The following is a 22,226-nucleotide window of genomic DNA, read 5'->3' as shown; positions in this document are numbered from 1 at the left end:
GTCTAGGCGCAGGCGCTCGCGCGGCAGGTCGTGCGGCGTGATGCGCGGCCGGTCACCAGGGTTGGTCGACGCTCGGACCGCCGCCGCCCGGATCGCCGTTCTCGTCGTACTGATCCTGCTGCTGCTGCTGCTCCTGGGCTTCCTGGTTCTGCTCCTCGAGCTGCTCCTCCGGCGTCTGCGGCTCGCCCTCGCCCTGGCCCTCGCCCTCTCCTTCGCCCTCGCCCTCGCCCTCGCCGGACTCGTCCTCGATCTTGTCCTCGATGCGCGGCACCGCTGCGTCGAGCTGCTCGGCGGTGTCGGCCTCGCCCGCTCGTGGCTCGTCGAAGCAGCCCTCCGGCTGCGCCTCGATGAGCGCCAGGGCCTCGGTGTAGAACGCGTTCGCCTCGCTCGTGCTCTGCGCCTCGCGCGCGGTGTCGCCCTGCTTCTCGATCGCCGTGACGAGCGAGGAGACGATGACGCAGTGCTCGTGCACCTCTGGCGCGGTCTCGGGCTCGCCGTGCAGCTCGAGCGCCTCCTCGAGCTTCGCGCGACCCTCCTCGAGGGTGCCGGCCATCGTCAGGTGCACCCCGAGGGCGAACGGCGCCTTCCAGGTCTCGACCCAGTTCCAGCTCTCGAGTCCACGCGCCGCGTCGGCACCCTGCGCGTAGGCGCGCGAGTCGAAGCGGTCGACGGTGGTCTGCGAGAGCACGTTGATGCTGATCAGCTTGCCGCCCACGACGAGCGCGGCGATCGCCACCGGGATGAGGCCGAGCATCAGCCACCACCGCAGCGTTCGTCGCCGGTCGTCGGTCATGGCGCGCCGCTGGCGGCGTGCGCGGCCGAGCCTGGCGCTCATCGGGCACCCGCCTTCGGCAGCATGCCGCGCGTGGTGCGGAGCGAGCGCGCGAGGCTGAACGCCTCCCAGGCGATCAGCAGCGCGATCGGGATGCCGAGGATCCACGCGACCTCGAGCCGCGCCTCCTCCGTCTGGTCGAGGTCGGCGGCGCTGTCGAGCGCAGCCATCGGGCCGAGCGCGTCCGAGATCGGCAGGCCGGGCGCGCGGTGCAGGTAGGTGATGCCGAGCTCGTCGGCGATGCTGCCGAGGCGATCCTCATCGATGCGGCTCACGGCGTCGCCGCCGGCGGGATCCTGCACGTACTGCTCCTGCTGCGCCGGGTCGAAGCTCGACACCCGCATCCGCCCGCCCTGCTCGGTGCCGTAGCCGAGCACCAGGCCTCGGTCGACGAGCCCGCCGGCGTCGGCGAACGACTCCGGCGCGTCCTCTGCGGTGTGCTCGCCGTCGCCGAGGTAGAAGACGATCGCTGGCGAGGAGGGGTCCTCTGCTGCGCTGCGCTCGAGCTCGGTGCGCAGGAGCTCGTGCGCGACCGCCACCGAGGTGCCGCGCGACTGCTGGGCGATCTCGGGCTTCAGCGCCCGCACCATCTCGATCACGGCAGAGCCGTCGTCGGTGAGCGGCACCCGCAGGCTCGCCTGCGAGTCGAAGGAGATCACCGAGATGTCGGCACCGGCGAACGAGCGTGCGATCTCGACGACGTCCTCATGCATGCCCGTCAACCGCGGCTCGGTGCCCCAATCCTCGGCGGCCACCGACTGCGAGGTGTCGACCATCACGAACACGCGTGCCTGCACGGATGCGGTGGGCACCTCGCCGCCGGGAAGGGCAGGGCGGAAGGCCATCGCGACGGCGAGCAGCACGAGCAGCGTGCGACGGATCCACGCGAGGCGTCGGCCGCGCACCGTGGCGAGCTGCCACGCGCAGAGCGCGAGCGCGAGGACGCCGACGACGATCACGGCGATCGGCAGCGTGGGGTGGAACGTGAGCATCACAGGCGGACCCTCCACGCGACGGCGCACAGCGCCGCGACGATGATCAGCACCACGAGCGGCAGGGCGCCCGGCCGGTCGACCAGCTGGATCTGCGGCGGCGTCTCGATGTAGCCGGCCTCGATCGCGTTCACGCGATCGACGATCTGCGGCACGGTCTGCGCGAAGTCGAGCGGGAAGTAGGCGCCGCCCGAGCCCTCGGCGACCTCGCGCAGCTCCTGCGACTCCATGTCGCCGCCCCAGTCGAAGGGGTTGATCGCGTAGACGCGCACCTCGTGGTCGACGGCGAGCTGCCCGGCCTGCGGCAGCGAGTAGATCTGCTGACCGTTCACGACGTTGTCGGTCGCGAGGATGATCGAGCGCGGCCGCTCGCTCGCCTCGAGGTCGGCGAAGTCGAGCACGCACGAGGCGAGCCCGTCGCCGACGAGCGATGCGCCGAGGCCGCTCGCGGTGCCGGCGAGGTAGTTGAACTGCTCGTCGGGGCCCAGCGTGCCCTCGAGCGCGCGCTGGTAGCGCCCGAGCTGCGCCGCGATGTAGTCGTAGTCGCTCGTGAGCGGGAAGGACATCACGCTCGACGCGTCGAAGATGCGCATGCCGATGCGCTCGCCGTCGAGCTCGGCGGCGATCTGCTGGTAGACGCCCAGGATCTCGGCGTCGACGTCGACCATGGAGCCGGAGACGTCGAGGCACAGCACGATGTCGCGCTTGTAGTCGTCCTCCTGGTTGGCGTGCACGCCCGAGGGCCGCGACGCGACGGTGCCCGCGATGCCGGCGCCGACGATGGAGAGCAGCAGCGCGCCGCCGATCCAGAGCCGATAGCGCAGGAGCGCCCCTCGGAACGCCGCGAGCCCCGTCATGCGGTCGACGTGCGCGACGGGGAGGCCGCGGTCGCGCCTGTGCCGCGGCAGCCAGAGGCCGAGCCCGGCGAGCACGAGGGCGACCACGACGACCGCGCCGAGCAGCCAGGGCCACAGCAGCGTCACATCCACGTCGACACCACCTGTCGGGCGGCGGCGATCGCGGCATCCGGGTCGTGCTTGGCCGCGCGTCGGAAGGAGGAGGGGTAGTACTGCGAGACCGCGCCCTCGACCGAGGGCAGGTCGGCCTCGCCGAGGTCGCGCAGCGTCATGACCTCGGCGACGACGCCGGTCGACTCGTGCGCGAAGAAGCGCAGCACGAGGCTCAGCCGCTGCGAGAGCCGTCGGGCGTCGAGGTCGCCCGCCTCGTGCTCGGCCGCGACCTCGTCGATCATCGCGAGGTACTTCTCCTTGACGCTGCGCACGTCGATCGGCACGGGCGGCGGCGGCGGGGGCGTGAGGATCCCGCGCGGGCGGGTCCACAGCCACGCGAAGGCGTAGGCAGCCGCCACGAGGAGGATGGCGGAGGCGCCGAGCACCCACCACGGCCAGTAGCCGAACGGGCCGTAGGTGTCGGGCGCCGGCAGCATCGCGAGCTCGGCGGCGAGCGAGGGCCGCGCGCCCGCGAGGTCAGCGCCGCGCACGTCGGTGCCTCTGCAGCAGCGCGAAGAGCGAGCCGATCGCGGTCTCGGAGGAGGAGATGCGAGCGGATGCGATGCCGAGCGACCGCAGGCCGGTCTCGAGCCGCTCCCGCCGCTCGGCGATCGCGCCGTCGAAGGCCCGCTGCAGGCCTCGGTCGCGGCGCAGGAATGCCGGCAGCCCGACACCCGTGTCGACGCCCACGAGCTCGTCGAGCGCTCGCCCGCGCGCCATGAGGTCGGCATCGCCGATCGACAGCCACAGCACCTCGTGCCGGGTGTGCAGGCGACCCAGGTGCACGTCGAGGTCGTGGGTGTACGCGACGTCGTCCGCCACGACGACGATCAACGACCGTCGGCGCATCCGCCGCACCGCGTGCTCGAGCACCGCCTCGAGGTCGGAGGGCGGGCCGTCGAGCGCGATGGCCTCGTCGATGCGCCGGAGCATCAGCTCGAGGTGCGACTCGGAGCCGCCCTCCGGCATGTCCTGCCGCCGATCGGCGTCGCCCATCAGCAGCGCGACGCGGTCGCCGTGCCGCGTGGCGAGGTAGCCGACGATGCCGCTCGCGAGGATCGCCAGATCGCGCTTCGACTCCCCCGATTCGGCCGTCGCCGCCATGTTGCGGCCGGAGTCGACGACGAGCAGCACGTTGTGCTGGCGGGCGGCGATGTAGCGCTTGATGAGCGGCACGTGGCTGCGGGCCGTCGCCTTCCAGTCGATGTCCTTGACCTCGTCGCCCGGCTGGTACTCGCGCAGGTCGTCGAAGTCGTGGCTGCGCCCGTGGTGGATCGAGGCGTACTCGCCGTCGAGCAGCTCGAGGGTGCGGCGGTGCGCGTGGATCGACATGGTCGTCTTCACCTTCCGCAGCCGTCGCTCCATCGTGCGCCCTACGGGGTCCGGACGGCGCCGAAGATGGCGTCGATGATCTGCTCGCTGTGCACGCCGTCGGCCTCGGCCTCGTAGCCGAGGATGATGCGGTGACGGAGGATCGCGTGCCGCAGGTCCTTGACGTCCTCGGGGATCACCCAGTCGCGCCCCTGCACGAGCGCCAGCGCGCGCGATGCCTGGGAGAAGGAGAGCGAGCCGCGCGGGCTCGCGCCGTACTCGATGTAGCCGGCGAGCTGCGCGCCGATGTACTCCTCCGCGTGCCGCGTCACGTACATCAGCTGCACGACGTAGTTGGTGATCGCCTGGTCGACGTAGACGCGCTTCACGAGCCCCTGCAGGAACCGCACGTCGTCGAGCGTGGCGACGGGCTCGCTGTGGCCCGCCTCGAACACCCCGGCCTCGGCGCGGCGCACGATCTCGGCCTCCTCGGTCGGCGAGGGGTAGTTGAGGATCTCCTTCAGCAGGAAGCGGTCGAGCTGAGCCTCCGGCAGCGTGTACGTGCCCTCCTGCTCGATCGGGTTCTGCGTCGCGAGCACCAGGAACGGCGAGGGCAGCGGGTGCGTCTCGCCGCCGATCGAGGTCTGGCGCTCCTGCATCGCCTCGAGCATGGCCGACTGCGTCTTCGCGCTCGAGCGGTTGATCTCGTCGAGCAGCACGAAGTTGGCGTGCACCGGGCCCAGCTGGGTGCGGAACTCGGCCGTGTGCTGGTCGTAGATCTGCGTGCCGACGATGTCGCTGGGCAGCAGGTCGGGGGTGCACTGGATGCGGTGGAACGACGCGTCGACGGCTCGCGCGAGCGTCGCGGCTGCGGTGGTCTTCGCGAGCCCGGGCACCGACTCCATGAGCACGTGGCCGCCGGTGAGCAGCGCGACGAGCAGCGAGCGCAGCAGCTGGTGCTGGCCGACGACCGTCGACTGGAAGGACTGCTCGATCGAGCGGATGATCGCCTTCGCCCGCTCCAGCTCCTCGGGGGTGATGGGATCCCTTCCGGGGACTGCAGTGATCACGCGTGGCTCCTTGCGCTCGGTCGCCGCACTCGCGGTCGCTGGTCGGTCTGGCGGTGCTCGATCTGGCGGGGTCTCGCCCCGGTCACGGTACCTGCTCCTGCGAGGCGCTCGCTGGAGGAGCACTGAGCACGACGGGCGCACGAGTGGCGAGGACGGCCGCCACGACGAGCGCCGCGATCACCGGCAGCATCGCCGCGTTCAGGCCCGCGTAGCCGACGAGCCCGAGCACCGGGCCCGCGAGCGCGCCGGCGCTCGCCCCGGCGAGCCCCATCGCGAGGTCGCTGCGCCCCTGCAGGGCCGGGCGGAGCTCTGCGGCGACCGCGCCGGCGACGAGCGTCGAGCCCGCCACCGTCGTGGCGCTCCAGCCGAGGCCCAGCAGCGCGAGCGGGATGGGCGCGAGGTGCGAGTCGAGCGACAGCCCCGTGAGCACGGCGGCGGTCAGCAGCGCGGCGCCGCCGATGGCCACCGTGCGCGCGCCGATGCGGTCGGTGAGCCAGCCGAAGACGGGCGAGAGCGCGTACATGCCGGCGGTGTGCGCGCTCATCGTCAGCCCGATCATCGTGAGCCCATGGCCGTGGTGGCCGAGGTGCACCGGGGTCAGCGCCATGACGCCGACCATGACCGCCTGCCCGCAGGCGATGGTCACGACGGCGGCGAGCGCCCGCGGATGCCGCAGGAGCCGCAGGCGCGGCACCGCGCGGTCTGTCGCGGCCACGAGGCCGCGCGCGGTCAGCAGCGGGTCGGGCCGCAGCCCGAGCCACAGCAGCAGGGCGGCGAGCACGAGCGCCGCGGCGGAGATCAGGTAGGCGCCGACGAGGTGCGGGAGCCCGAGCGCCGTGCCGAGCGCGTCTCCCGCCGGGATCAGGTTGGGGCCGACGATGACGCCGATGGTCGTCATCCACACCACGAGCGAGAGGTCGCGTCCGCGGCGCTCTGGCAGGGAGAGGTCGGTGGCGGCGAAGCGCGACTGCAGGTTGATGGCCGTGGACGCGCCGAGGATCAGGAAGCCCGGAAGCACGATCCAGGCGCTCCCGAGCGAGCCGCCGAGGGCGAGGGTGAGCGCGCCGACGAGCGCGATCAGGGCACCGGAGGTGAGCGAGATCCGACGACCGCGCCGGGCGGCCAGCCGCGCGAGCGGCACCGCGAGCAGCGCTCCGCCGAGCGTGAGCATCGTGGCCGCGAGGCCGGCGAGCGCCGGATCCCCCGTGACCTGCTCGACCAGGAGCGAGCCGACGCCGAGCGCCACGCCGTTCGAGAGGCCGCCGAGGGCCTGCCCGGCGGAGAGGACCGTGAGGGTGCGGCGCTGCACCGCCCGCAGATCCACGGGCGTCAGGCCGTCACGACCTCCGCCTCGCCGGCGGGGAGGCCCTCCTCGTCGGCGATGCGGCGGGCCTCTTCGATGAGCGTCGCGACGATCTCGGACTCCGGCACGGTCTTGACGACCTCGCCCTTGATGAAGATCTGCCCCTTGCCGTTGCCCGAGGCGACCCCGAGGTCAGCCTCGCGCGCCTCGCCGGGGCCGTTGACGACGCATCCCATGACCGCGACGCGCAGCGGCACCTGCACGTCCTTCAGGCCCTCGGTCACCGCATCCGCCAAGGAGTAGACATCGACCTGGGCGCGGCCGCAGGACGGGCACGAGACGATCTCGAGCTTGCGCTCCCGCAGGTTCAGCGACTGCAGGATCTGCATGCCGACCTTGATCTCCTCGACCGGCGGGGCCGAGAGCGAGACGCGGATGGTGTCGCCGATGCCCTCGGCCAGCAGGATCGCGAAGGCGGTCGTCGACTTGATGGTGCCCTGGAAGGCCGGCCCGGCCTCGGTGACGCCGAGGTGCAGGGGCCAGTCACCGCGCTCGGCGAGCATGCGGTAGGTCTTGACCATCACGACCGGGTCGTTGTGCTTGACCGAGATCTTGAAGTCGTGGAAGTCGTGCTCCTCGAACAGGCTCGCCTCCCAGACGGCCGACTCGACGAGCGCCTCCGGCGTCGCCTTGCCGTGCTTCTGCAGCAGGCGCGGGTCGAGGCTGCCCGCGTTGACGCCGATGCGGAGGCTCACGCCAGCCGCCTGCGCGGCCTTCGCGATCGCGCCGACCTGATCGTCGAACTTGCGGATGTTGCCCGGGTTGACGCGCACGGCGGCGCAGCCCGCGTCGATCGCCTGGAACACGTACTTCGGCTGGAAGTGGATGTCGGCGATCACCGGGATCTGGCTCTTCTTCGCGATGATGTGCAGCACATCCGCGTCGTCCTGGCTCGGCACCGCGACGCGCACGATGTCGCAGCCGGTGGCCGTGAGCTCGGCGATCTGCTGCAGCGTCGCGTTGATGTCGGTGGTCTTCGTCGTGGTCATCGACTGCACGGAGACCGGTGCGTCGCCGCCGACGAGGACCTTGCCGACCTTGATCTGCCGGCTCTTGCGACGGGGCGCGAGCGTGAGCGGCTCGGGCTTGCCGAGGTTGATGGCTGCCATGCCAGCAAGCCTACGCGGCGCGGCTATGGACCGGCGCCGGATCGCCGACCGCGAACCGTCGGGACGGCCCTCCGACCGGATGATCCGGTCGGACAGCGCTCTGACCGGTTGGCGGTCGGCGGCGCGCGTGCCACGAGGGGCGGCGGCGACGCGCCAGGCTGGCAGGATCGACGGGTGATCACCGCAGCGGCAGACGGCTCCTCCCTCGGCAACCCCGGACCGACGGGCTGGGGCTGGTACATCGACGACGAGCGCTGGGCGGCCGGCGGGCAGCGGCAGGGCACGAACAACATCGGCGAGCTCAAGGCCGTCGTCGACCTGCTGCAGCAGACCGAGGGGCTCGACGAGCTGCTCATCCTGTGCGACAGCCAGTACGTCATCAAGGCGATCACGCAGTGGATGCCCGGCTGGAAGCGCAAGGGCTGGAAGAAGGCCGACGGCAAGCCGGTCATGAACCGCGAGCTGATGCAGGAGCTCGACGCGCTCATGAGCGCGCGCAAGGCCTCTGGCTGCGTCGTGCGCTTCGAGTGGGTGAAGGGCCACGCCGGCCACCCTCTCAACGAGGCCGCCGATCGGCTCGCCAACGGCGCCGCCGCCGCCTACCAGCAGGGCAAGGTGCCGGATGCGGGGCCCGGCTTCGGCGGTGTCACGCGCGCGGGTGCGCCGGCCGCCGAGGCGGCCGCCGCCTCGCCGCTCCCCCCGACGGTCGAGGAGCGCTCGGCCGCAGGCCGAACGCGTCACGAGACCTCCGCGCCCGACCTCTTCGACGGCTTCGACTTCCTCACCGACGCACCGGTCGAGGCCGAGGTCGTCCGGCTCGAGCGCTCGCTGCTCACCGACGCGGTGCGCGGCGACCCGGCGTCGGTGGCTGCGCTGCTGCACCCCGAGTGGGAGGAGATCGGCGCATCCGGCCGCCGCTGGTCGCGCGACGACCTGCTCGCCGAGATCGCTCCCCTGCCGCAGCCGGTCGAGCTCGAGGTGCTCGCGACGCACGAGCTCTCGCCCGACGCGCTGCTGCTCGTCTGGCGCTCGGTGAGCGCGGAGCCGGCGCTGCGCTCGTCGCTCTGGGTGCGTGCCGGCGGCCGCTGGCGGCAGCGCTTCCACCAGGGCACGCGCGAGCAGTAGCGCGGCCGCGCACGGAGGGAGGCGCGGAGGCGCCACTCAGGTGCGGGAAGCGCCACTCAAGTGCCGGAAGCGCCACTCAGACGCGGGAGGCGCCACTCAGACGCCGGAAGCGCCACTCAGACGCCGGAAGCGCCACTCAGACGCGGGAAGCGCCACTCAGACGCGGGAGGCGCCACTCAAGTGCCGGAAGCGCCACTCAGAGGCGGGGGCGGGGTCAGCCGCCGAAGACGCTGATGGGCTTGACGATGTCGGCGTAGATCAGCAGGGCGCTCATGACGCCGAGCACCGCGGTCACGGCCAGCGTGACCGGCACCCACTTCGCGGTGTCGAGCGGCGTCGCCACCCGGCCGCGCAGGCGCGCCCAGCCGCGACGCACCGCATCCACCACCGCGCCGAGGATGTGGCCGCCGTCGAGCGGCATGAGCGGGATGAGGTTGAAGACGAACAGCGCCACGTTCAGGCTCGCGAGCAGCTGCACCATGGCGCTGATGCGCTCGAGGATCGGCACCTGGTCGAGGGCAGCGATCTCGCCCGCCATGCGGCCGACGCCGACGACCGACATCGGGCCGTTCGGGTCGCGCTCCTCGGTGCCGAAGGCGGCCTCGGCCACGTCGACGAGCCGCTGCGGCAGGCTCAGGATCATCTGCCCGACCCGCACGACGTTGTCGCCGACCGCGGGCAGCACGGCGCTCGCGGGCTGCTGCTCGACCACGTACTGCGGGCCGACGCCCACGAAGCCGACCGTCTCGGTCACGCGCTCACCGCCCGACTCGACGATCCGGCCCAGGTCGTCGACGACGTAGCGCTCGCTCGCGAGCGGCGTGATCTGCAGCGTCAGGCGCTCGCCGCCGCGCTCGACCACGACCGGCACCTGCTGCCCCGCGAGCTCGCGCACGGTGCTCTGGATGTCTGCCCACCGCTCGGTGGGCTGGCCGGCGATCGAGACGATGGCGTCGCCCGGCTCGATGCCGGCCTCGGCGGCGGGCGCGAGCGGGTCGCCGCTCTCGCAGTCGGTCCGGTCGGCGGATGCGGCGATCACGCACTCGGAGACGCTCGAGATGGTGGTCGAGGGCACCGCGATGCCGAAGCCGCAGAGCACCACCGCGTACAGCGCGACGGCGATCACGAGGTTCATGAACGGCCCGCCGAACATGATGATCACGCGCTTCCAGGTCGCGAGCCGCCAGAACGCCCGGTGCTCCTCGCCCTCATCGATGGTGTCGGCGCTGGAGTCCCGCGCATCCTGCACGAGCGTGTCCAGGAAGCCCGTGGACGCATCCCGCGACTCCCCGCCGGGCTTGAGCGGCGGGAACATGCCCGACATCGAGATGTAGCCGCCCAGCGGGATCCACTTCATGCCGTACTCGGTCTCGCCGCGGCGGAACGAGAAGATCGTCGGCCCGAAGCCGATCATCCACTGCCCGACGCGCACGCCGAAGAGCTTCGCGGGCCACAGGTGCCCGAGCTCGTGCAGGCCGATCGAGACGGCCAGGCCGACGACGACGACGAGCACGCCCGCGGTGAAGAGGAGGACGGCATCCATCAGCGGCAACAGTAGTGCCATAGGCGATGTGCCTACGCTGGCTGGCATGTCGACCACCCGTGAGCGCGTGCCGCGCACCGCCTCGAACGGGCGCGGCATCGTGCTCGGCGCCCTCGGCCTGCTGCTCGTCGTCGTGCTCGCGTGGGTGGTGACGCGGCCCGCGCCCGATCCCGTCGCGCAGACGGCGCACGTCGAGGGTGAGCTGCCGCGCGCTGTGGCCGGCTGGGATCGGGGGCAGCTCGCGAACGCCGCGATCGTCATGCAGGCCGGGCGCGACCTGGGGCTCGGCGAGCGCGACGTGCGCATCGGCGTGATGACCGCGATGGGCGAGTCGAGCCTGCGCGTCGTCGACCACGGCGACGATGCCGGGCCCGACTCGCGCGGGCTGTTCCAGCAGCGCACCGGATGGGGCGACTATGCGGTGCGCATGGATGCGTACGGCTCGGCCGTGCTCTTCTTCCGGGCGCTCGAGCGGCTCGAGGGCCGCGAGGCGCTCACGCCGACGCGCGTCGCGCACGGGGTGCAGATCAACCGGGACCCGGAGCACTACGCGCGCTGGTGGGAGGACGCCGGCGCCGTCGTCGCCGCCGTCGACCGCGCAGACGTCGAGGTCGTCGTGGAGCCGCGCCTGGGCCCCTGACCCGACCTCAGCGGTCGACGCCCGCGACCTCGTCGGCGATGCGGCGAGCCCAGCGCTCGGCGTCCAGCACGCGCTCGAGCGTCAGCTCGCCCGGCTCGTGCTGCTCGAGCACCCGCTCGATCGTGGGGATGATGTCGAGGTAGCCGATGTCGCCGCGGTGGAAGGCGTGCACGGCCTGCTCGTTCGCCGCGTTGAAGACGGCCGGGTAGGTCGAGCCCAGCTGGCCGACGCGCTTCGCGAGCGCCACGGCGGGGAACGCGCGGTCGTCGAGCGGCTCGAAGGTCCAGGACGACGCCGTGCTCCAGTCGAGCGGCGCGCCGACGCCCGCGACGCGGTGCGGCCAGTCGAGCCCGAGCGAGAGCGGCAGCCGCATGTCGGGCGGCGAGGCCTGCACGATCGTGGAGCCGTCGACGAACTCGACCATCGAGTGCACGATCGACTGGGGATGCACCGTCACCTCGATGCGGTCGAAGGGGATGTCGAACAGCAGGTGCGCCTCGATCACCTCGAGGCCCTTGTTGACCATGGTCGACGAGTTCGTGGTCACCATCACGCCCATGTCCCACGTGGGGTGGGCCAGCGCATCCGCCGGTGCCACATCGGCCATCCGCTCGCGGCTCCATCCCCGGAAGGGGCCGCCGGATGCGGTGAGCACGAGCCGTCGCACCTCGCGGTGGTCGCCGGCGCGCAGGCACTGCGCGATGGCGGAGTGCTCGGAGTCGACCGGCACGATCTGGCCGGGCGCCGCGCGCCGCATGACGAGGTCGCCGCCGGCGATGAGCGACTCCTTGTTGGCGAGCGCGAGGGTGCGGCCGGCGTCGAGGGCCGCGAGGGTCGGGGCGAGCCCGACGGAGCCGGTGATGCCGTTGACGACCACGTCGGCGTCGACCGACTCGATCATCGTGACCGCGGCCTCAGCGCCGAGACCGATCTCGCCGCCGAGCTCGGCCTGCTGCGCCTCGAGCCCCGCAAAGTCGCGCCCGGCGATGAGGCCGACCACCTCGAAGCGGTCGCGGTTGGCGCGGATCACGTCGAGCGTCTGCACGCCGACCGATCCCGTCGAGCCGAGCACGATGACGCGGCGGCGGCCGCCGTGCGCGCCTCCGCGCTGCACCGCGCTCACGCGTGCTCCCCACCGGTGGCGACGACCTCGCCGGCGACGACGATCGTCGGCTCGTGCAGCACCGGGAAGGCGACGCTGGCCGCGATGAAGCAGTCGGCGCTCGCCTGCACGTGCGCGTCCAGCGCGTCTGCTGCCTGCGAGGCATCCGCGATCGTCACCACCGGGTGCAGCACGGCGCTCGTGAAGCGCCCACCGCTGCCGGCCGTCTCCATGGTCGCCGTCGCCGCGTCGCGGTAGCCGGTGACGACGATGCCGCGGCTTGCCGCCTGGTGCAGGTAGCTGAGCATGTGGCACTGCGCGAGGGCGGTGAGCAGCAGCTGCTCGGGGTTGTGCCGGGCGGCGTCGCCGCGGAAGGTCTTGTCCGAGGAGCCCAGGATGTCGGGCAGCCCGTCGATGCGCACGACGTGATCGCGCGTGTAGGAGCGGTAGGTGGCGGTGCCGTGATCGCCCGCCCCGGTCCACTCGACCTCGACGGCGTAGGAGTGCTGCATCGGCATGCCTCCACCGTATGTGCTCCGGCGCGGCCCCGGCGTAGGATTCGTGCATGACTGACATCGCAGCTCCCGCCGTCTCCCGCTCCGTCGTCACCGAGATCCCCGGTCCGAACTCCAGGGCGCTCATCGAGCGAAAGGCACAGGCGGTCCCGCAGGCGATCCCGCACCAGCTGCCGGTCTTCGTCGCCTCGGCGCACGACGCCATCATCACCGACGTCGACGGCAACCGGTTCATCGACCTCGGATGCGGCATCGGCGTCACCACCGTCGGCCACACGAACGACGCGGTCGTCGAGGCCGTGCGCGAGCAGGTGGGCAAGCTCACGCACTCGCTCTTCGGCACCACGCCCTACGAGCCCTACGTGCGCGTCGCCGAGTACCTCGCCGCGCACACCCCCGGCGACCACCACAAGAAGTCGTTCTTCGTGAACTCCGGCTCGGAGGCCGTCGAGAACGGCGTCAAGATCGCGCGCAAGTTCACCGGGCGCCGCGCTGTCGCCGTCGTCGAGCACGGCTACCACGGCCGCACGAACCTCACGATGACGATGAACTACAAGCCGGCGCCCTACGCGACCGGCATGGGCCCGCTCGCCTCCGACATCTTCCACGCGCCGGGCTCCTACCCGCTGCAGGACGGCCTGAACGGCGCGGATGCCGCGGAGCGCACCCAGTACTACCTCGAGAAGCACGTCGGCGTCAGCGACCTCGCGTGCCTCGTGATCGAGCCCATCCAGGGCGAGGGCGGCTTCATCGTGCCGGCCGACGGCTACCTGCCGGCGATGCAGGAGTGGTGCACCGCGAACGGCGTCGTCATGATCGCCGACGAGGTGCAGTCGGGCATCTGCCGCACCGGCAGGACCTTCGCGTCGGAGCACTTCGACTGGGTGCCCGACATGGTGCTCTCGGCGAAGGGCATCGCGGGCGGCATGCCGCTCGCCGGCGTCACCGGTCGCGCCGAGATCATGGACTCCGTGCACGTCGGCGGCATCGGCGGCACCTTCGGCGGCAACCCCGTCTCGTGCGCTGCGGCGGTCGCCGTCTTCGAGCAGATCGAGTCGCGCGACCTCAACGCCGAGGCGCAGCGCATCGAGCGCGTGCTGCGGCCGCTGCTCGACGGGCTCGCGGAGCGCCACCCCGAGATCATCGAGGTGCGCGGCAAGGGCGCGATGCTCGCGCTCGAGTTCATCGACCCGGAGTCGGGCGCACCGATCGCCACCGGTCCCATCTCGGAGGCCGCCGGCCGCGACGGCGTGCTCGTGCTCACCGCCGGCACCGACTACAACGTCCTGCGCTTCCTGCCGAGCCTCGCGATCACCGACGAGCAGCTGCGCGAGGCGGTCGAGGTCATCGACCGCGCCATCGAGTCGGTGACGAGCGCAGCCTGATGCGCATCGGCGTGCCGCGCGAGATCAAGCCCGCCGAGCAGCGGGTCGCGCTGACCGCCGCCGGCGCGACCGAGCTGGCCGCGCGCGGCCACGAGGTCGTGATCGAGCGCGGGGCGGGAGAGGGCAGCGGCATCGCGGATGCCGCCTACGAGGCGGCGGGCGCACGGATCGTCGCGACCGCCGCGGAGGCGTGGGCCGCCGAGCTCGTGCTGAAGGTCAAGGAGCCCATCGCGCACGAGCTCGACCTGCTGCGCGAGGATCTGACGCTCTTCGCCTACCTGCACCTCGCCGCAGCGCCCGAGCTCGCGCGGGCGCTCATCGACCGCGGCACGACCGCCATCGCCTACGAGACCGTGCGCGCGCCCGACGGCTCGCTGCCGATGCTCGCGCCCATGAGCGAGGTCGCGGGTCGCCTCTCGGTGATCCAGGGCGCGCGCCTCCTGACCGCGCCCGCCGGCGGCGCTGGCCTGCTGCTCGGCGGTGTGCCGGGCACCCGCGCCGGCCACACGGTCGTGCTGGGCGGCGGCGTCGCCGGCACCGCGGCGGTCGAGATGGCCGTCGGCCTCGGCTCGCGGGTGACGGTGCTCGACGTCTCGCTCCCCCGCCTGCGGCAGTTCGACACGATCTACGGCGGCCGCGTGCAGACGCTGCACTCGAACCGGGTCACGGTCGAGGAGTCGGTGCGGGACGCCGACCTGGTGATCGGCTCCGTGCTGATCCCGGGTGCGAAGGCGCCGAAGCTCGTGACCAACGAGATGGTCGCCGGCATGCGGCCGGGCTCGGCGCTCGTCGACATCGCCATCGACCAGGGCGGCTGCTTCGCCGACTCGCGACCGACGACGCACGACGACCCCTCGTTCACCGTGCACGACACCGTGTTCGCGTGCGTCGCGAACCTGCCTGGCGCCGTGCCGCGCACCTCGACGCAGGCGCTCACGAACGCGACGCTGCACGCGACCACGCGCATCGCCGACCACGGCTGGCGCGCGGCGCTCTCGGCGGATGCCGGGCTCGCCGAGGGCCTGAACACGACCGGCGGGCAGGTGGCCAACGCCGCCGTCGCGTCGGCGCTCGACGCTCAGGCCGCACCGCTCGCCTCGCTGCTGGCGTAGCGCAGCCGCGCGAAGCGCCCGTCCTGGAGCACCCAGGCGGGCGCTTCGCGCATCGGCGGCGGTGCCGGCGCGTGCCGGAGCACCTGTCGCACCGCGCGCTCGTCGACGCCGAGCACGAGCACCGGGCGCTGCGCACGGAGCCGGTCGAGCTCGCCCCACGCGGCCTCCCACTCGGCGACTGCGCCGACGACGAGGCTGGCGCTCGTGTCGCTCCCCGGCCTCACCGCCGTGCCCTCCGCGGCCAGGCGGGCCAGCGCTGGCGGCAGCTCGGCACCGATCCCCAGCACGACGGCGAGCGGCCCGCGAGGCAGCGGCGCTGACTGCGGCTGGCGCCGCGGCGCTCTCGACGGCGGAAGGGCGAGCTGGATGCGCTCGTCCTGCAGCCACCCGGCCCCCGGCGGCAGGCCGGCGTCGTGCAACCGGCCGTCACCACCGGCGACCACGTGCTCCTGCCGGCTCGCGATGCGCAGCAGGATGCGGATCTCGGCGAGCGGCGCGACCTGCGCCATGGCCGTCGAGACGCGCCGCGCGGTGCATGCGACCGGCGCGCCCTCGCGCATGCGCCTCGCGATGCCGAGCGCGACGGCCGCCTGCTGCTCGTCGGTCAGGCGCGCGAGCTGGAGGTCGAGGTCGTCGATGACGAGCGGCCCGGGGCCGTCAGGGCATCCCAGAGCGCATCCTCTCGATCGATGACGGGCGTGCCGAGCTGGACGGCGATGAGCTCGGCGAGGCTCGAGCGACCGCTCGCCGCACCGCCGACCGCGAGCAGCGGGCCGTCGAGCGCCGGACGCCACACGACCGGCGCGATGCGCTGCTCGGCCGGCCGGTCGACCAGCCCGAGCCGCACGACGCCGGCATCCCCGGCATCCGGGCCGGGCTTCACCGCGGTGAGCGGCACCGCGCGCGCCAGCGGCTCGCGCCACGGCCGCGGCGCGCGCGGCTGCTGCGCCGCCGCCGCGACCAGCAGCGCCAGGTGCTCGGGGCTCGCGATCGCGGCCTGCGCCATCCGCGTCGCTCCCCCGCTCACGCGCACCACGCAGCGTCCCCGCGCCTCCAGCGGGATGGCCGCCGCTGCGGCGCTGCCCGTCACTGCCATCGCGTCGTGCTCGTCGGTGACCCGCAGCGAGATGCGGATGCCGCAGTTGGCGAGCAGCGAGTCGCGGACGGCCTCTGCGGGCCGCTGCGTGCAGAGCACCAGGTGCACGCCGAGCGAGCGGCCGCGCGCGGCGAGGTCGACGAAGAGCCGATGCAGGTCTGGCAGCTCGTGCAGCATGGCAGCGAACTCGTCGACGACGATCACCAGCCGCGCGATGCCCTGCGCCTCCTCGATCGATCGCGCTGCCTGCACCGCCAGCAGCTGCTCGCGCCGGCGCAGCTCTGCCTTCAGGCTCTCGATCGCCCGCAGCGCCCCCGACCGGTCGAGATCGGTCATGACCCCGACGCAGTGCGCGAGGCCGAGCAGCGGGGCGAACGAGGCTCCGCCCTTGAAGTCCACGAGCAGGAAGGACACCTCCGCGGTGGACCTGCCCGCGGCGATCGCCGCGACCCAGGCGATCAGCAGCTCGCTCTTGCCCGAACCGGTGGTGCCGCCCACGACGGCGTGCGGGCCGTCGCGCACGAGGTCGAGCTCGACGGGCGCACCCTCGACGAGGAAGACCGCAGTCAGCCCGCCGGTCGCGACCGGCAGCGCGTCGAGCTCGACGCGATCCGGCAGCCCGCCAGCGCGTCGGATGCCCGCGTGCGCCGCGGCCGCAGCGAGCGTCTCGATGGCGGCCTCGGCCTCGCGCTCGGTGAGCGCGCTCGGCATGCAGGAGCGACCGCCCACGTGCGCGCGGTCGAGCGCCGCATGCACCACGATGCGGCACTCGCGCGGCAGGGCTGCGGCATCCTCGGCCACGGCGACCGTCACCTCGACGCCGTCGCCCACGAGGCGCACCGCGTCGCACGGCTCGCGGTGCAGCGGGTGCGGCAGCGCCGCGAGCCACGCCCAGGCCGGGCTGTCGGGCACGATCGCCTCCGCGGCATCCGGCGCCACCGCATCCGCCACCTGCACGACGATCGCCCGCGCGAGGGCGATCGCCACCGGTCGAGGGCCGACGAGGCCGATGCCCTCGCGCGCGTCGACGACGATCGGGCCCTCGAGCACCGCGGCCGCCGATCGCAGGCGGTCGACCGCCTCGACGGCGCCCAGGCGCTGCACCGCGGGATCGGTCGCCGGCATCGCCCCCTCGAGCGCGATCCCGGAGGGAAGCGGACCGATGCCCAGCACCACGTGCACCGGCGCGTCGGGTGCGGCGCGCCACCGATGCGGGTCGTGCGGCGGCCGCGCGGCGACCGCTCGGGCGTCGGGATGCGCGGCGGCGAGCGCCGCGCGGCGCTCGTCGAGGGCGGCATCGACGCGGTCAGCGGCCTCCGAGAGCTCGACGCGCCACCGCTCGGCCTCGCGCGCGCGGCGCCGACGGCGCGTGCGCCGCCCGTCGCCCATGCTCGCGAGCGCGATGACCGGACCGAGCAGCGCGAAGACCAGCACCGTCGGGGTCTGCAGCAGCAGCCAGAGCGCGACGGCGCCGAGCACGGGGGCGAGGCTCGCCAGCAGCGGGAAGGAGGCGGGCTCGGGCTCGGTCGGGGGGCGTGGCAGGTCGATGCGCGTCTGCATGGGCACAGGATGCGCGAGGCGGCCGCCGCCGCGAGCGCCGGCGCACGACGGCTGTGGAGAGCGACCGCGCGGGAGCCGCGGGGGCACCCGCCGGGCGTCGGGCAGCTCAGCGGCGCGTGAGCGAGGCGGGGTTGAGACGGGCCAGCAGCGGCCGCAGCCGACCCTCGCCCTCGTCGCGCTCCGCGAGCACGAGCCGGCTGAGCCGCCAGGTGGCCGCCACCTCCGGCTCGGTCGGCGGTGTCGCCGCGAACACCGCCCGATCGACCCGGTGGGCGAGCTCGCGCATGCGCGCGCTCTCGCCGGCCTGCTCGAGGCGCGTGCTCGCCACCGGCGGCGCCTCACCGCGGTCGCGCAGCCCGTCCACGAGCTCTGCCCAGGCCCCCTCGGCGCGATCCTGCGGGGCGTCGGCGCGGCGACGGCGACGGCGGCGCACGACCTTCGCCACGAGCAGCCCGACGGGGATCGCGGCGATGAGCGCGATCAGGCCCAGCACCGCACCGATGGCCGCGAGCGTCTGCAGCAGGCGGGAGAGGCTGTCGTCGGTGTCGGCGGGCGCGCTCGGCGTCGCCGGATCGGGACCCTCGCGCTGGCCACCCGGCGCCGGTGCCGGCGCCTGCTGCAGCGGCGGCTCCTCGACGACCGTCGGCGAGCCGTCCTCCTGCTCGGGGATCGGGCGCATCTCGGGCGAGACGTCGAGCCCCACCCAGCCCGCCTGCGTGCGGACCTCGAGCCACGCATCCGCGTCGGCGCCGAGCACGCTCGTCGGCTGGCCCTGCACGATGCCGTCGGGCGTGAAGCCCACGACCACCCGCGCATCGAAGCCCAGCTGGCGGGCGAGCAGCATCGCCGCCGTCGCGTACTGCTCGGCATCCCCGACCATCGGCTCGGCGAAGAGCGCCTCGAGCCGCTCGAGCGAGTGGCCGGGCCGCGAGGGCACCTCGTCCTCGAGCACGCCGTGGCTGACGTAGCCATCGGCCCGCAGCCCCTCGAGCATGGCCGCGAGCCGAGGTCCCGCGCTCGTCTCGCCGCCCGTCCAGGCCGCGAGCGCCGCGAGCATGCCCTCCGGCAGCGTGACCGTCCCCTGGCGCGGCTCGGCCGGCTTGAGCTCGGCGATCCGCTCGGGCGGCACCACGGCCGGCACCTGCTGCGAGAGCATCTGATAGCCGTCGCCCTGCGCGATGCCGCCCTCGACGACGAGCGCCCGCAGCTCGTCGCTGCGATGCAGTCCGGACGCGAGCCGCTCGGCGCGATCGCCGACGAAGCGCACCGCCGATGGCTCGCCGACGATCGGCAGCCACGGGCTGGAGAGCTCGCCGATCGTCACGCCCACGACGCGGCCCTCGCCGGCCTCGGCGACCGCGACGCGCTCGAACGCCGACCGGCCAACGCCCAGCACCTCGCCGTCGTAGCTGTCGAGGGCGGCGAGGCGGATGCGGTCACCGGGTGAGAGGCCCGTGGCCGTGAGCTGCGTGGCCGAGCGCGCGTCGGCTGCCCAGAAGCCGCGGTAGGCGGCGAGCGGCGAGGCGCCCTGGAGCTCGATCGAGCTGGGGCTGTCCCCGCGCAGCACCGTCCGCTCCGGCAGCTCGGCGAGCGAGCCCGCGGCTGCGGCGCCGCCGAGCGCGACGAGGGTGACGAGCGCGCCGGCGCCGACCCGTCGCGCGAGCGACGAGAGCGCGCGCGGTGCGCGGCTGCGGCGGCGGGCCTGCCGCACGACGGCGACGTAGCCGGCGATCGGCACGAGGGCGACGAGGCCGGTCAGCCACGGCTCCGGCAGGTCGCGCGGGCCCCACAGGATCGACCAGACCCCGATCGTGGCGGGCACGAGCGCGGCGACCTCTGCGCGCGGCGAGCGCAGCGCGATCGAGACGCCGATCACCGTGCCGACGAGCACGAGCACGATGGGGGCCATGAGCAGCGCGTCGCCCGTGCCGACGGGCAGGCCGATGGTGAGCAGCCGCCGCCACGCGAGCACGATCGCGGCCATGGCGTCCGCGAAGGCCGGCAGCCACTCGCCCCGGGGGATGCGCTGCGGGCTCGCGAGCGGCACGGCCAGCAGCGCGAGCGCTGCTGCGCCCGTGCAGATGACCGGCAGCGCGCTCCAGCGCCGCACGGCCGCGAGGCTCGCGAGCGCCGCGCCCACCAGCAGCGCCACCGCGACGGCGACGACGAGCTGCATGGTGCCGAAGACCCACCACAGCGGGATGCACGCGGTGATGATCGCGAGCAGCAGGGCGCCGACGGCGGGAGCGCGCTGGATCATCGCTGCCTCGACTGCCCGATGCCGCGCGAGAGGTCCTCGATCGCCCCCACGGTGACGACGTCGGCATCGCCCAGGCGCGAGCGCGACGGCAGCGCGCCGACGGCGGCCCGCACGACGACCGAGACCACGCCCGCCGGCATGCCGTTCGCCGCGGTGCGGAGGGTGCGGGGCGGCACGGTGGAGCCGGTGATGAGCCACGCGAGGCTGCCGGGCGCGGCCCCGCGCGACGCGCGGGCCGCCGCGGCGATGCCGTGCTCGTGGCGCGGCTCGAGCACCGCGAGCGCGTCGAGCAGCCGCTCCCGGGTCGCGGCGTCGACCGCCTGCGCCTCGCCCCGCTCGGTGCCGGGGCTCTCGACGATGCGCAATCGGCGCCGGTCGGTCATCGCCGCGAGGCCGAGCGTGCCGACCAGCGAGAGGGCGAGCTCGAAGTCGTCGCCGTCGTACTCGTCGGCGCGGGTGGACAGCACGATCAGGGTGTCTGCGCGCCGGGATGGCTCGAACTGCCGCACGAGCAGCGTGCCGTGCTTCGCGCTCGAGCGCCAGTGCACGAGCCGCCGGTCGTCGCCGGGCGAGTACTCGCGGAGGCTGTGGAACGAGACGTCATCGGCCGTGCGCTCCGCTGCCGCCTCGCCGTCCAGATCGCGCACGATGCCGCCGGCGCCGCCGGGCAGGCGCACGACGCGCGGATGCACGACCAGGGTCCGTGACTCCGTCAGTCGGTGCCGCCGCTCGAGCGCGCCGAAGGGGTCGGTGCGCATGATGGTGGCGGGCCCGACCGTTCGCAGGCCGCGGCGCGAGGTGTCGAGGGGCACGGAGCGCACCAGGCGCCCGCCCACCTCGATGGGCGGGATCTCGAGCACGGCCTCCACCCCGCCCACGTCGAGGTCGACCTGGCTCGGGGTCGCCGCTCGCGTCGGCCGAGAGACCTCGACGAGCGCGAGGGCGTCGGCACCGACCGGCACGCGCTCGGCGCTCAGGCCGATCCGGGCTCGCGCCCAGCGCTCGCCGATGATCCACGGCACGGCGGCGAGCAGCACGACGGCAGCGGCGACCGCCGCGACGAGCCCCTCGGCCCAGCCGAGCGCGCCGGCCAGCACGAGGCCGGCTGCGACGGTCACGAGCAGCGTCCACCCCCAGGGGGTGATCGCGCTCAGCGCGGCTCGCAGCGTCGGCATGGCGGTGCCGCTCTCAGCGGCGGCTCGGCGGCGCGAGCATCGGGGCGACGGGCATCGCGATCAGCGCCGCGGCGGCGCGACGGTCAGCATGAGCTGCTGCACGATGCTCTCGGGGCGCACGTCGTCGAACTCCGCCTCGGGCTGCAGCACCAGCCGGTGCGCGAGCGCCGGCACGGCGAGCGCCTTGACGTCGTCGGGCGTGACGTAGTCGCGGCCGTGGATGGCCGCCCACGCTCGCGCGGTCCGCACGAGCGCGAGCGCGCCGCGCACCGAGACGCCCAGCCGCACCTCGTCGGCCTCGCGCGTGGCCTCGACCAGGCGCGCGACGTAGTCGACGATGGAAGCCTCGACGTGCACCGTGCGGATCGCGGCGGCCATCGCCTGGATCGCCGCCGCATCCGTCACCGGCTCGATGTCCTCCGGCAGCACCGCCGTGCCCGACTCGGTCAGGATGCGCAGCGTCGAGGCGTGGTCGGGGTAGCCGATGGACGCCTTGAGGGCGAAGCGGTCGAGCTGCGCCTCCGGCAGCTGGTAGGTGCCGGCGTGCTCGATGGGGTTCTGGGTGCCGATGACCATGAACGGCTTCGGCACCGGGTGCGCGACGCCGTCGACGGTGACCTGCCCCTCCTGCATCACCTCGAGCAGCGCCGACTGCGTCTTGGGGCTCGCGCGGTTGATCTCGTCGGCCAGCACGATGTTGGCGAAGACCGGTCCCTGCCGATACTCGAACTCGCCCCGGCCCTGGCTCCAGACGCTCATGCCCGTGATGTCGCCCGGCAGCAGGTCGGGGGTGAACTGGATGCGGCTCGCCGAGCCGTCGATCGTGGCGGCGAGCGCACGGGCGAGCGAGGTCTTCCCGGTGCCCGGGTTGTCCTCGATGAGCAGGTGGCCGTGGCTCAGCATCGCGGTGAGCGAGAGCTGCACCGCGAGAGGCTTGCCGACCAGCACGCGCTCGACCCGGTCGACGACGTGCTCGGCCAGCTCCTGGATGCTCGAGACATCGACGCTCACGGCGGGTTCCTCCCT

Annotated in this window: 20 protein-coding genes; 4 read left to right on the top strand and 16 right to left on the bottom strand. The window is 73.7% G+C overall.

Annotated elements, in window-relative coordinates; all coding sequences use genetic code 11:
• Nucleotides 1-52: 52 nt before the first annotated feature.
• The 8 genes from BQ6202_RS03560 to ispG all read right to left on the bottom strand — a co-directional run bounded on the left by BQ6202_RS03560 (nt 53) and on the right by ispG (nt 7,687).
• Complete coding sequence (locus tag BQ6202_RS03560) at nt 53-835, bottom strand: hypothetical protein (protein ID WP_143143624.1); 783 nt, start codon at nt 833-835, stop codon at nt 53-55.
• A complete protein-coding gene (locus BQ6202_RS03555; protein ID WP_072313199.1) occupies nt 832-1,824 on the bottom strand; it encodes a VWA domain-containing protein in 993 nt (330 codons plus the stop codon). Before BQ6202_RS03555 ends, BQ6202_RS03560 begins: the two co-directional genes overlap by 4 nt.
• Nucleotides 1,824-2,813: a vWA domain-containing protein gene (locus BQ6202_RS03550; RefSeq protein WP_143143623.1), complete on the bottom strand. Its 990-nt coding sequence runs from the start codon at nt 2,811-2,813 to the stop codon at nt 1,824-1,826. The genes BQ6202_RS03555 and BQ6202_RS03550 overlap by 1 nt, the downstream gene beginning before the upstream one ends.
• Nucleotides 2,804-3,325, bottom strand: a complete 522-nt coding sequence (locus tag BQ6202_RS03545) for a hypothetical protein (RefSeq protein WP_072313066.1) — start codon at nt 3,323-3,325, stop codon at nt 2,804-2,806. Before BQ6202_RS03545 ends, BQ6202_RS03550 begins: the two co-directional genes overlap by 10 nt.
• On the bottom strand, nt 3,312-4,178 hold the full coding sequence (locus tag BQ6202_RS03540) for a DUF58 domain-containing protein (RefSeq protein WP_234946094.1): 867 nt from the start codon (nt 4,176-4,178) through the stop codon (nt 3,312-3,314). Before BQ6202_RS03540 ends, BQ6202_RS03545 begins: the two co-directional genes overlap by 14 nt.
• A gap of 29 nt (nt 4,179-4,207) precedes the next feature.
• Nucleotides 4,208-5,215, bottom strand: a complete 1,008-nt coding sequence (locus tag BQ6202_RS03535; protein ID WP_072313064.1) for an AAA family ATPase — start codon at nt 5,213-5,215, stop codon at nt 4,208-4,210.
• Nucleotides 5,216-5,297: 82 nt separating this feature from the next.
• Nucleotides 5,298-6,539, bottom strand: coding sequence for an MFS transporter (locus tag BQ6202_RS03530; protein WP_234946093.1), 1,242 nt, complete (start codon nt 6,537-6,539; stop codon nt 5,298-5,300).
• A gap of 5 nt (nt 6,540-6,544) precedes the next feature.
• Nucleotides 6,545-7,687, bottom strand: coding sequence for a flavodoxin-dependent (E)-4-hydroxy-3-methylbut-2-enyl-diphosphate synthase (gene ispG / locus BQ6202_RS03525; protein WP_072313062.1), 1,143 nt, complete (start codon nt 7,685-7,687; stop codon nt 6,545-6,547).
• A 174-nt stretch (nt 7,688-7,861) separates the two neighbouring features.
• Here ispG and BQ6202_RS03520 point away from each other — a divergent pair, with 174 nt between their 5' ends.
• Nucleotides 7,862-8,812, top strand: a complete 951-nt coding sequence (locus tag BQ6202_RS03520) for a ribonuclease HI family protein (protein ID WP_072313061.1) — start codon at nt 7,862-7,864, stop codon at nt 8,810-8,812.
• A 214-nt stretch (nt 8,813-9,026) separates the two neighbouring features.
• On the opposite strand, the gene BQ6202_RS03515 is transcribed toward BQ6202_RS03520, so the two are convergent.
• Entirely contained in the window at nt 9,027-10,355 is a 1,329-nt protein-coding gene (locus tag BQ6202_RS03515) for a M50 family metallopeptidase (protein ID WP_072313196.1), read from the bottom strand.
• 46 nt (nt 10,356-10,401) lie between these two features.
• Between BQ6202_RS03515 and BQ6202_RS03510 the strand changes: the two genes are divergently transcribed.
• Nucleotides 10,402-10,995, top strand: coding sequence for a hypothetical protein (locus BQ6202_RS03510; protein ID WP_083586914.1), 594 nt, complete (start codon nt 10,402-10,404; stop codon nt 10,993-10,995).
• Between the two features lie 7 nt (nt 10,996-11,002).
• Here BQ6202_RS03510 and dxr read toward each other — a convergent pair whose 3' ends face one another.
• Both dxr and BQ6202_RS03500 read right to left on the bottom strand, forming a co-directional pair.
• A complete protein-coding gene (gene dxr / locus BQ6202_RS03505) occupies nt 11,003-12,118 on the bottom strand; it encodes a 1-deoxy-D-xylulose-5-phosphate reductoisomerase (protein ID WP_083586913.1) in 1,116 nt (371 codons plus the stop codon).
• Nucleotides 12,115-12,615, bottom strand: a complete 501-nt coding sequence (locus BQ6202_RS03500) for an OsmC family protein (RefSeq protein WP_072313060.1) — start codon at nt 12,613-12,615, stop codon at nt 12,115-12,117. The genes dxr and BQ6202_RS03500 overlap by 4 nt, the downstream gene beginning before the upstream one ends.
• A 47-nt stretch (nt 12,616-12,662) precedes the next feature.
• On the opposite strand from BQ6202_RS03500, the gene BQ6202_RS03495 reads away from it, so the two are divergent.
• Both BQ6202_RS03495 and ald read left to right on the top strand, forming a co-directional pair.
• Nucleotides 12,663-13,997 carry an aminotransferase class III-fold pyridoxal phosphate-dependent enzyme gene (locus BQ6202_RS03495; RefSeq protein ID WP_072313059.1) on the top strand — a complete coding sequence of 445 codons (1,335 nt, stop codon included), beginning with the start codon at nt 12,663-12,665 and terminating at the stop codon, nt 13,995-13,997.
• Entirely contained in the window at nt 13,997-15,109 is a 1,113-nt protein-coding gene (gene ald, locus BQ6202_RS03490) for an alanine dehydrogenase (RefSeq protein WP_072313058.1), read from the top strand. The genes BQ6202_RS03495 and ald overlap by 1 nt, the downstream gene beginning before the upstream one ends.
• Here ald and BQ6202_RS14860 read toward each other — a convergent pair.
• The 5 genes from BQ6202_RS14860 to BQ6202_RS03465 all read right to left on the bottom strand — a co-directional run bounded on the left by BQ6202_RS14860 (nt 15,076) and on the right by BQ6202_RS03465 (nt 22,211).
• The gene (locus BQ6202_RS14860; protein WP_072313057.1) at nt 15,076-15,669 is read right to left on the bottom strand and encodes a hypothetical protein; all 594 of its coding nucleotides are present in this window, start codon (nt 15,667-15,669) and stop codon (nt 15,076-15,078) included. The two genes, ald and BQ6202_RS14860, sit on opposite strands and share 34 nt — an antisense overlap.
• A 44-nt stretch (nt 15,670-15,713) precedes the next feature.
• Nucleotides 15,714-17,765, bottom strand: coding sequence for an FtsK/SpoIIIE domain-containing protein (locus BQ6202_RS03480; protein WP_072313056.1), 2,052 nt, complete (start codon nt 17,763-17,765; stop codon nt 15,714-15,716).
• A gap of 106 nt (nt 17,766-17,871) precedes the next feature.
• Nucleotides 17,872-20,025: a transglutaminase-like domain-containing protein gene (locus BQ6202_RS03475; RefSeq protein WP_072313055.1), complete on the bottom strand. Its 2,154-nt coding sequence runs from the start codon at nt 20,023-20,025 to the stop codon at nt 17,872-17,874.
• Nucleotides 20,022-21,200, bottom strand: a complete 1,179-nt coding sequence (locus tag BQ6202_RS03470) for a DUF58 domain-containing protein (RefSeq protein ID WP_072313054.1) — start codon at nt 21,198-21,200, stop codon at nt 20,022-20,024. Before BQ6202_RS03470 ends, BQ6202_RS03475 begins: the two co-directional genes overlap by 4 nt.
• A 60-nt stretch (nt 21,201-21,260) precedes the next feature.
• Nucleotides 21,261-22,211, bottom strand: a complete 951-nt coding sequence (locus tag BQ6202_RS03465) for an AAA family ATPase (protein WP_072313053.1) — start codon at nt 22,209-22,211, stop codon at nt 21,261-21,263.
• Nucleotides 22,212-22,226 lie beyond the last annotated feature (15 nt).

This window comes from Agrococcus sp. Marseille-P2731 (assembly GCF_900117395.1).
In the GTDB taxonomy this organism is placed as follows: Bacteria; Actinomycetota; Actinomycetes; order Actinomycetales; family Microbacteriaceae; genus Agrococcus.
Note: the sequence above shows the minus strand (reverse complement) of the source record. Positions and strands in the feature narration are given on the sequence as shown.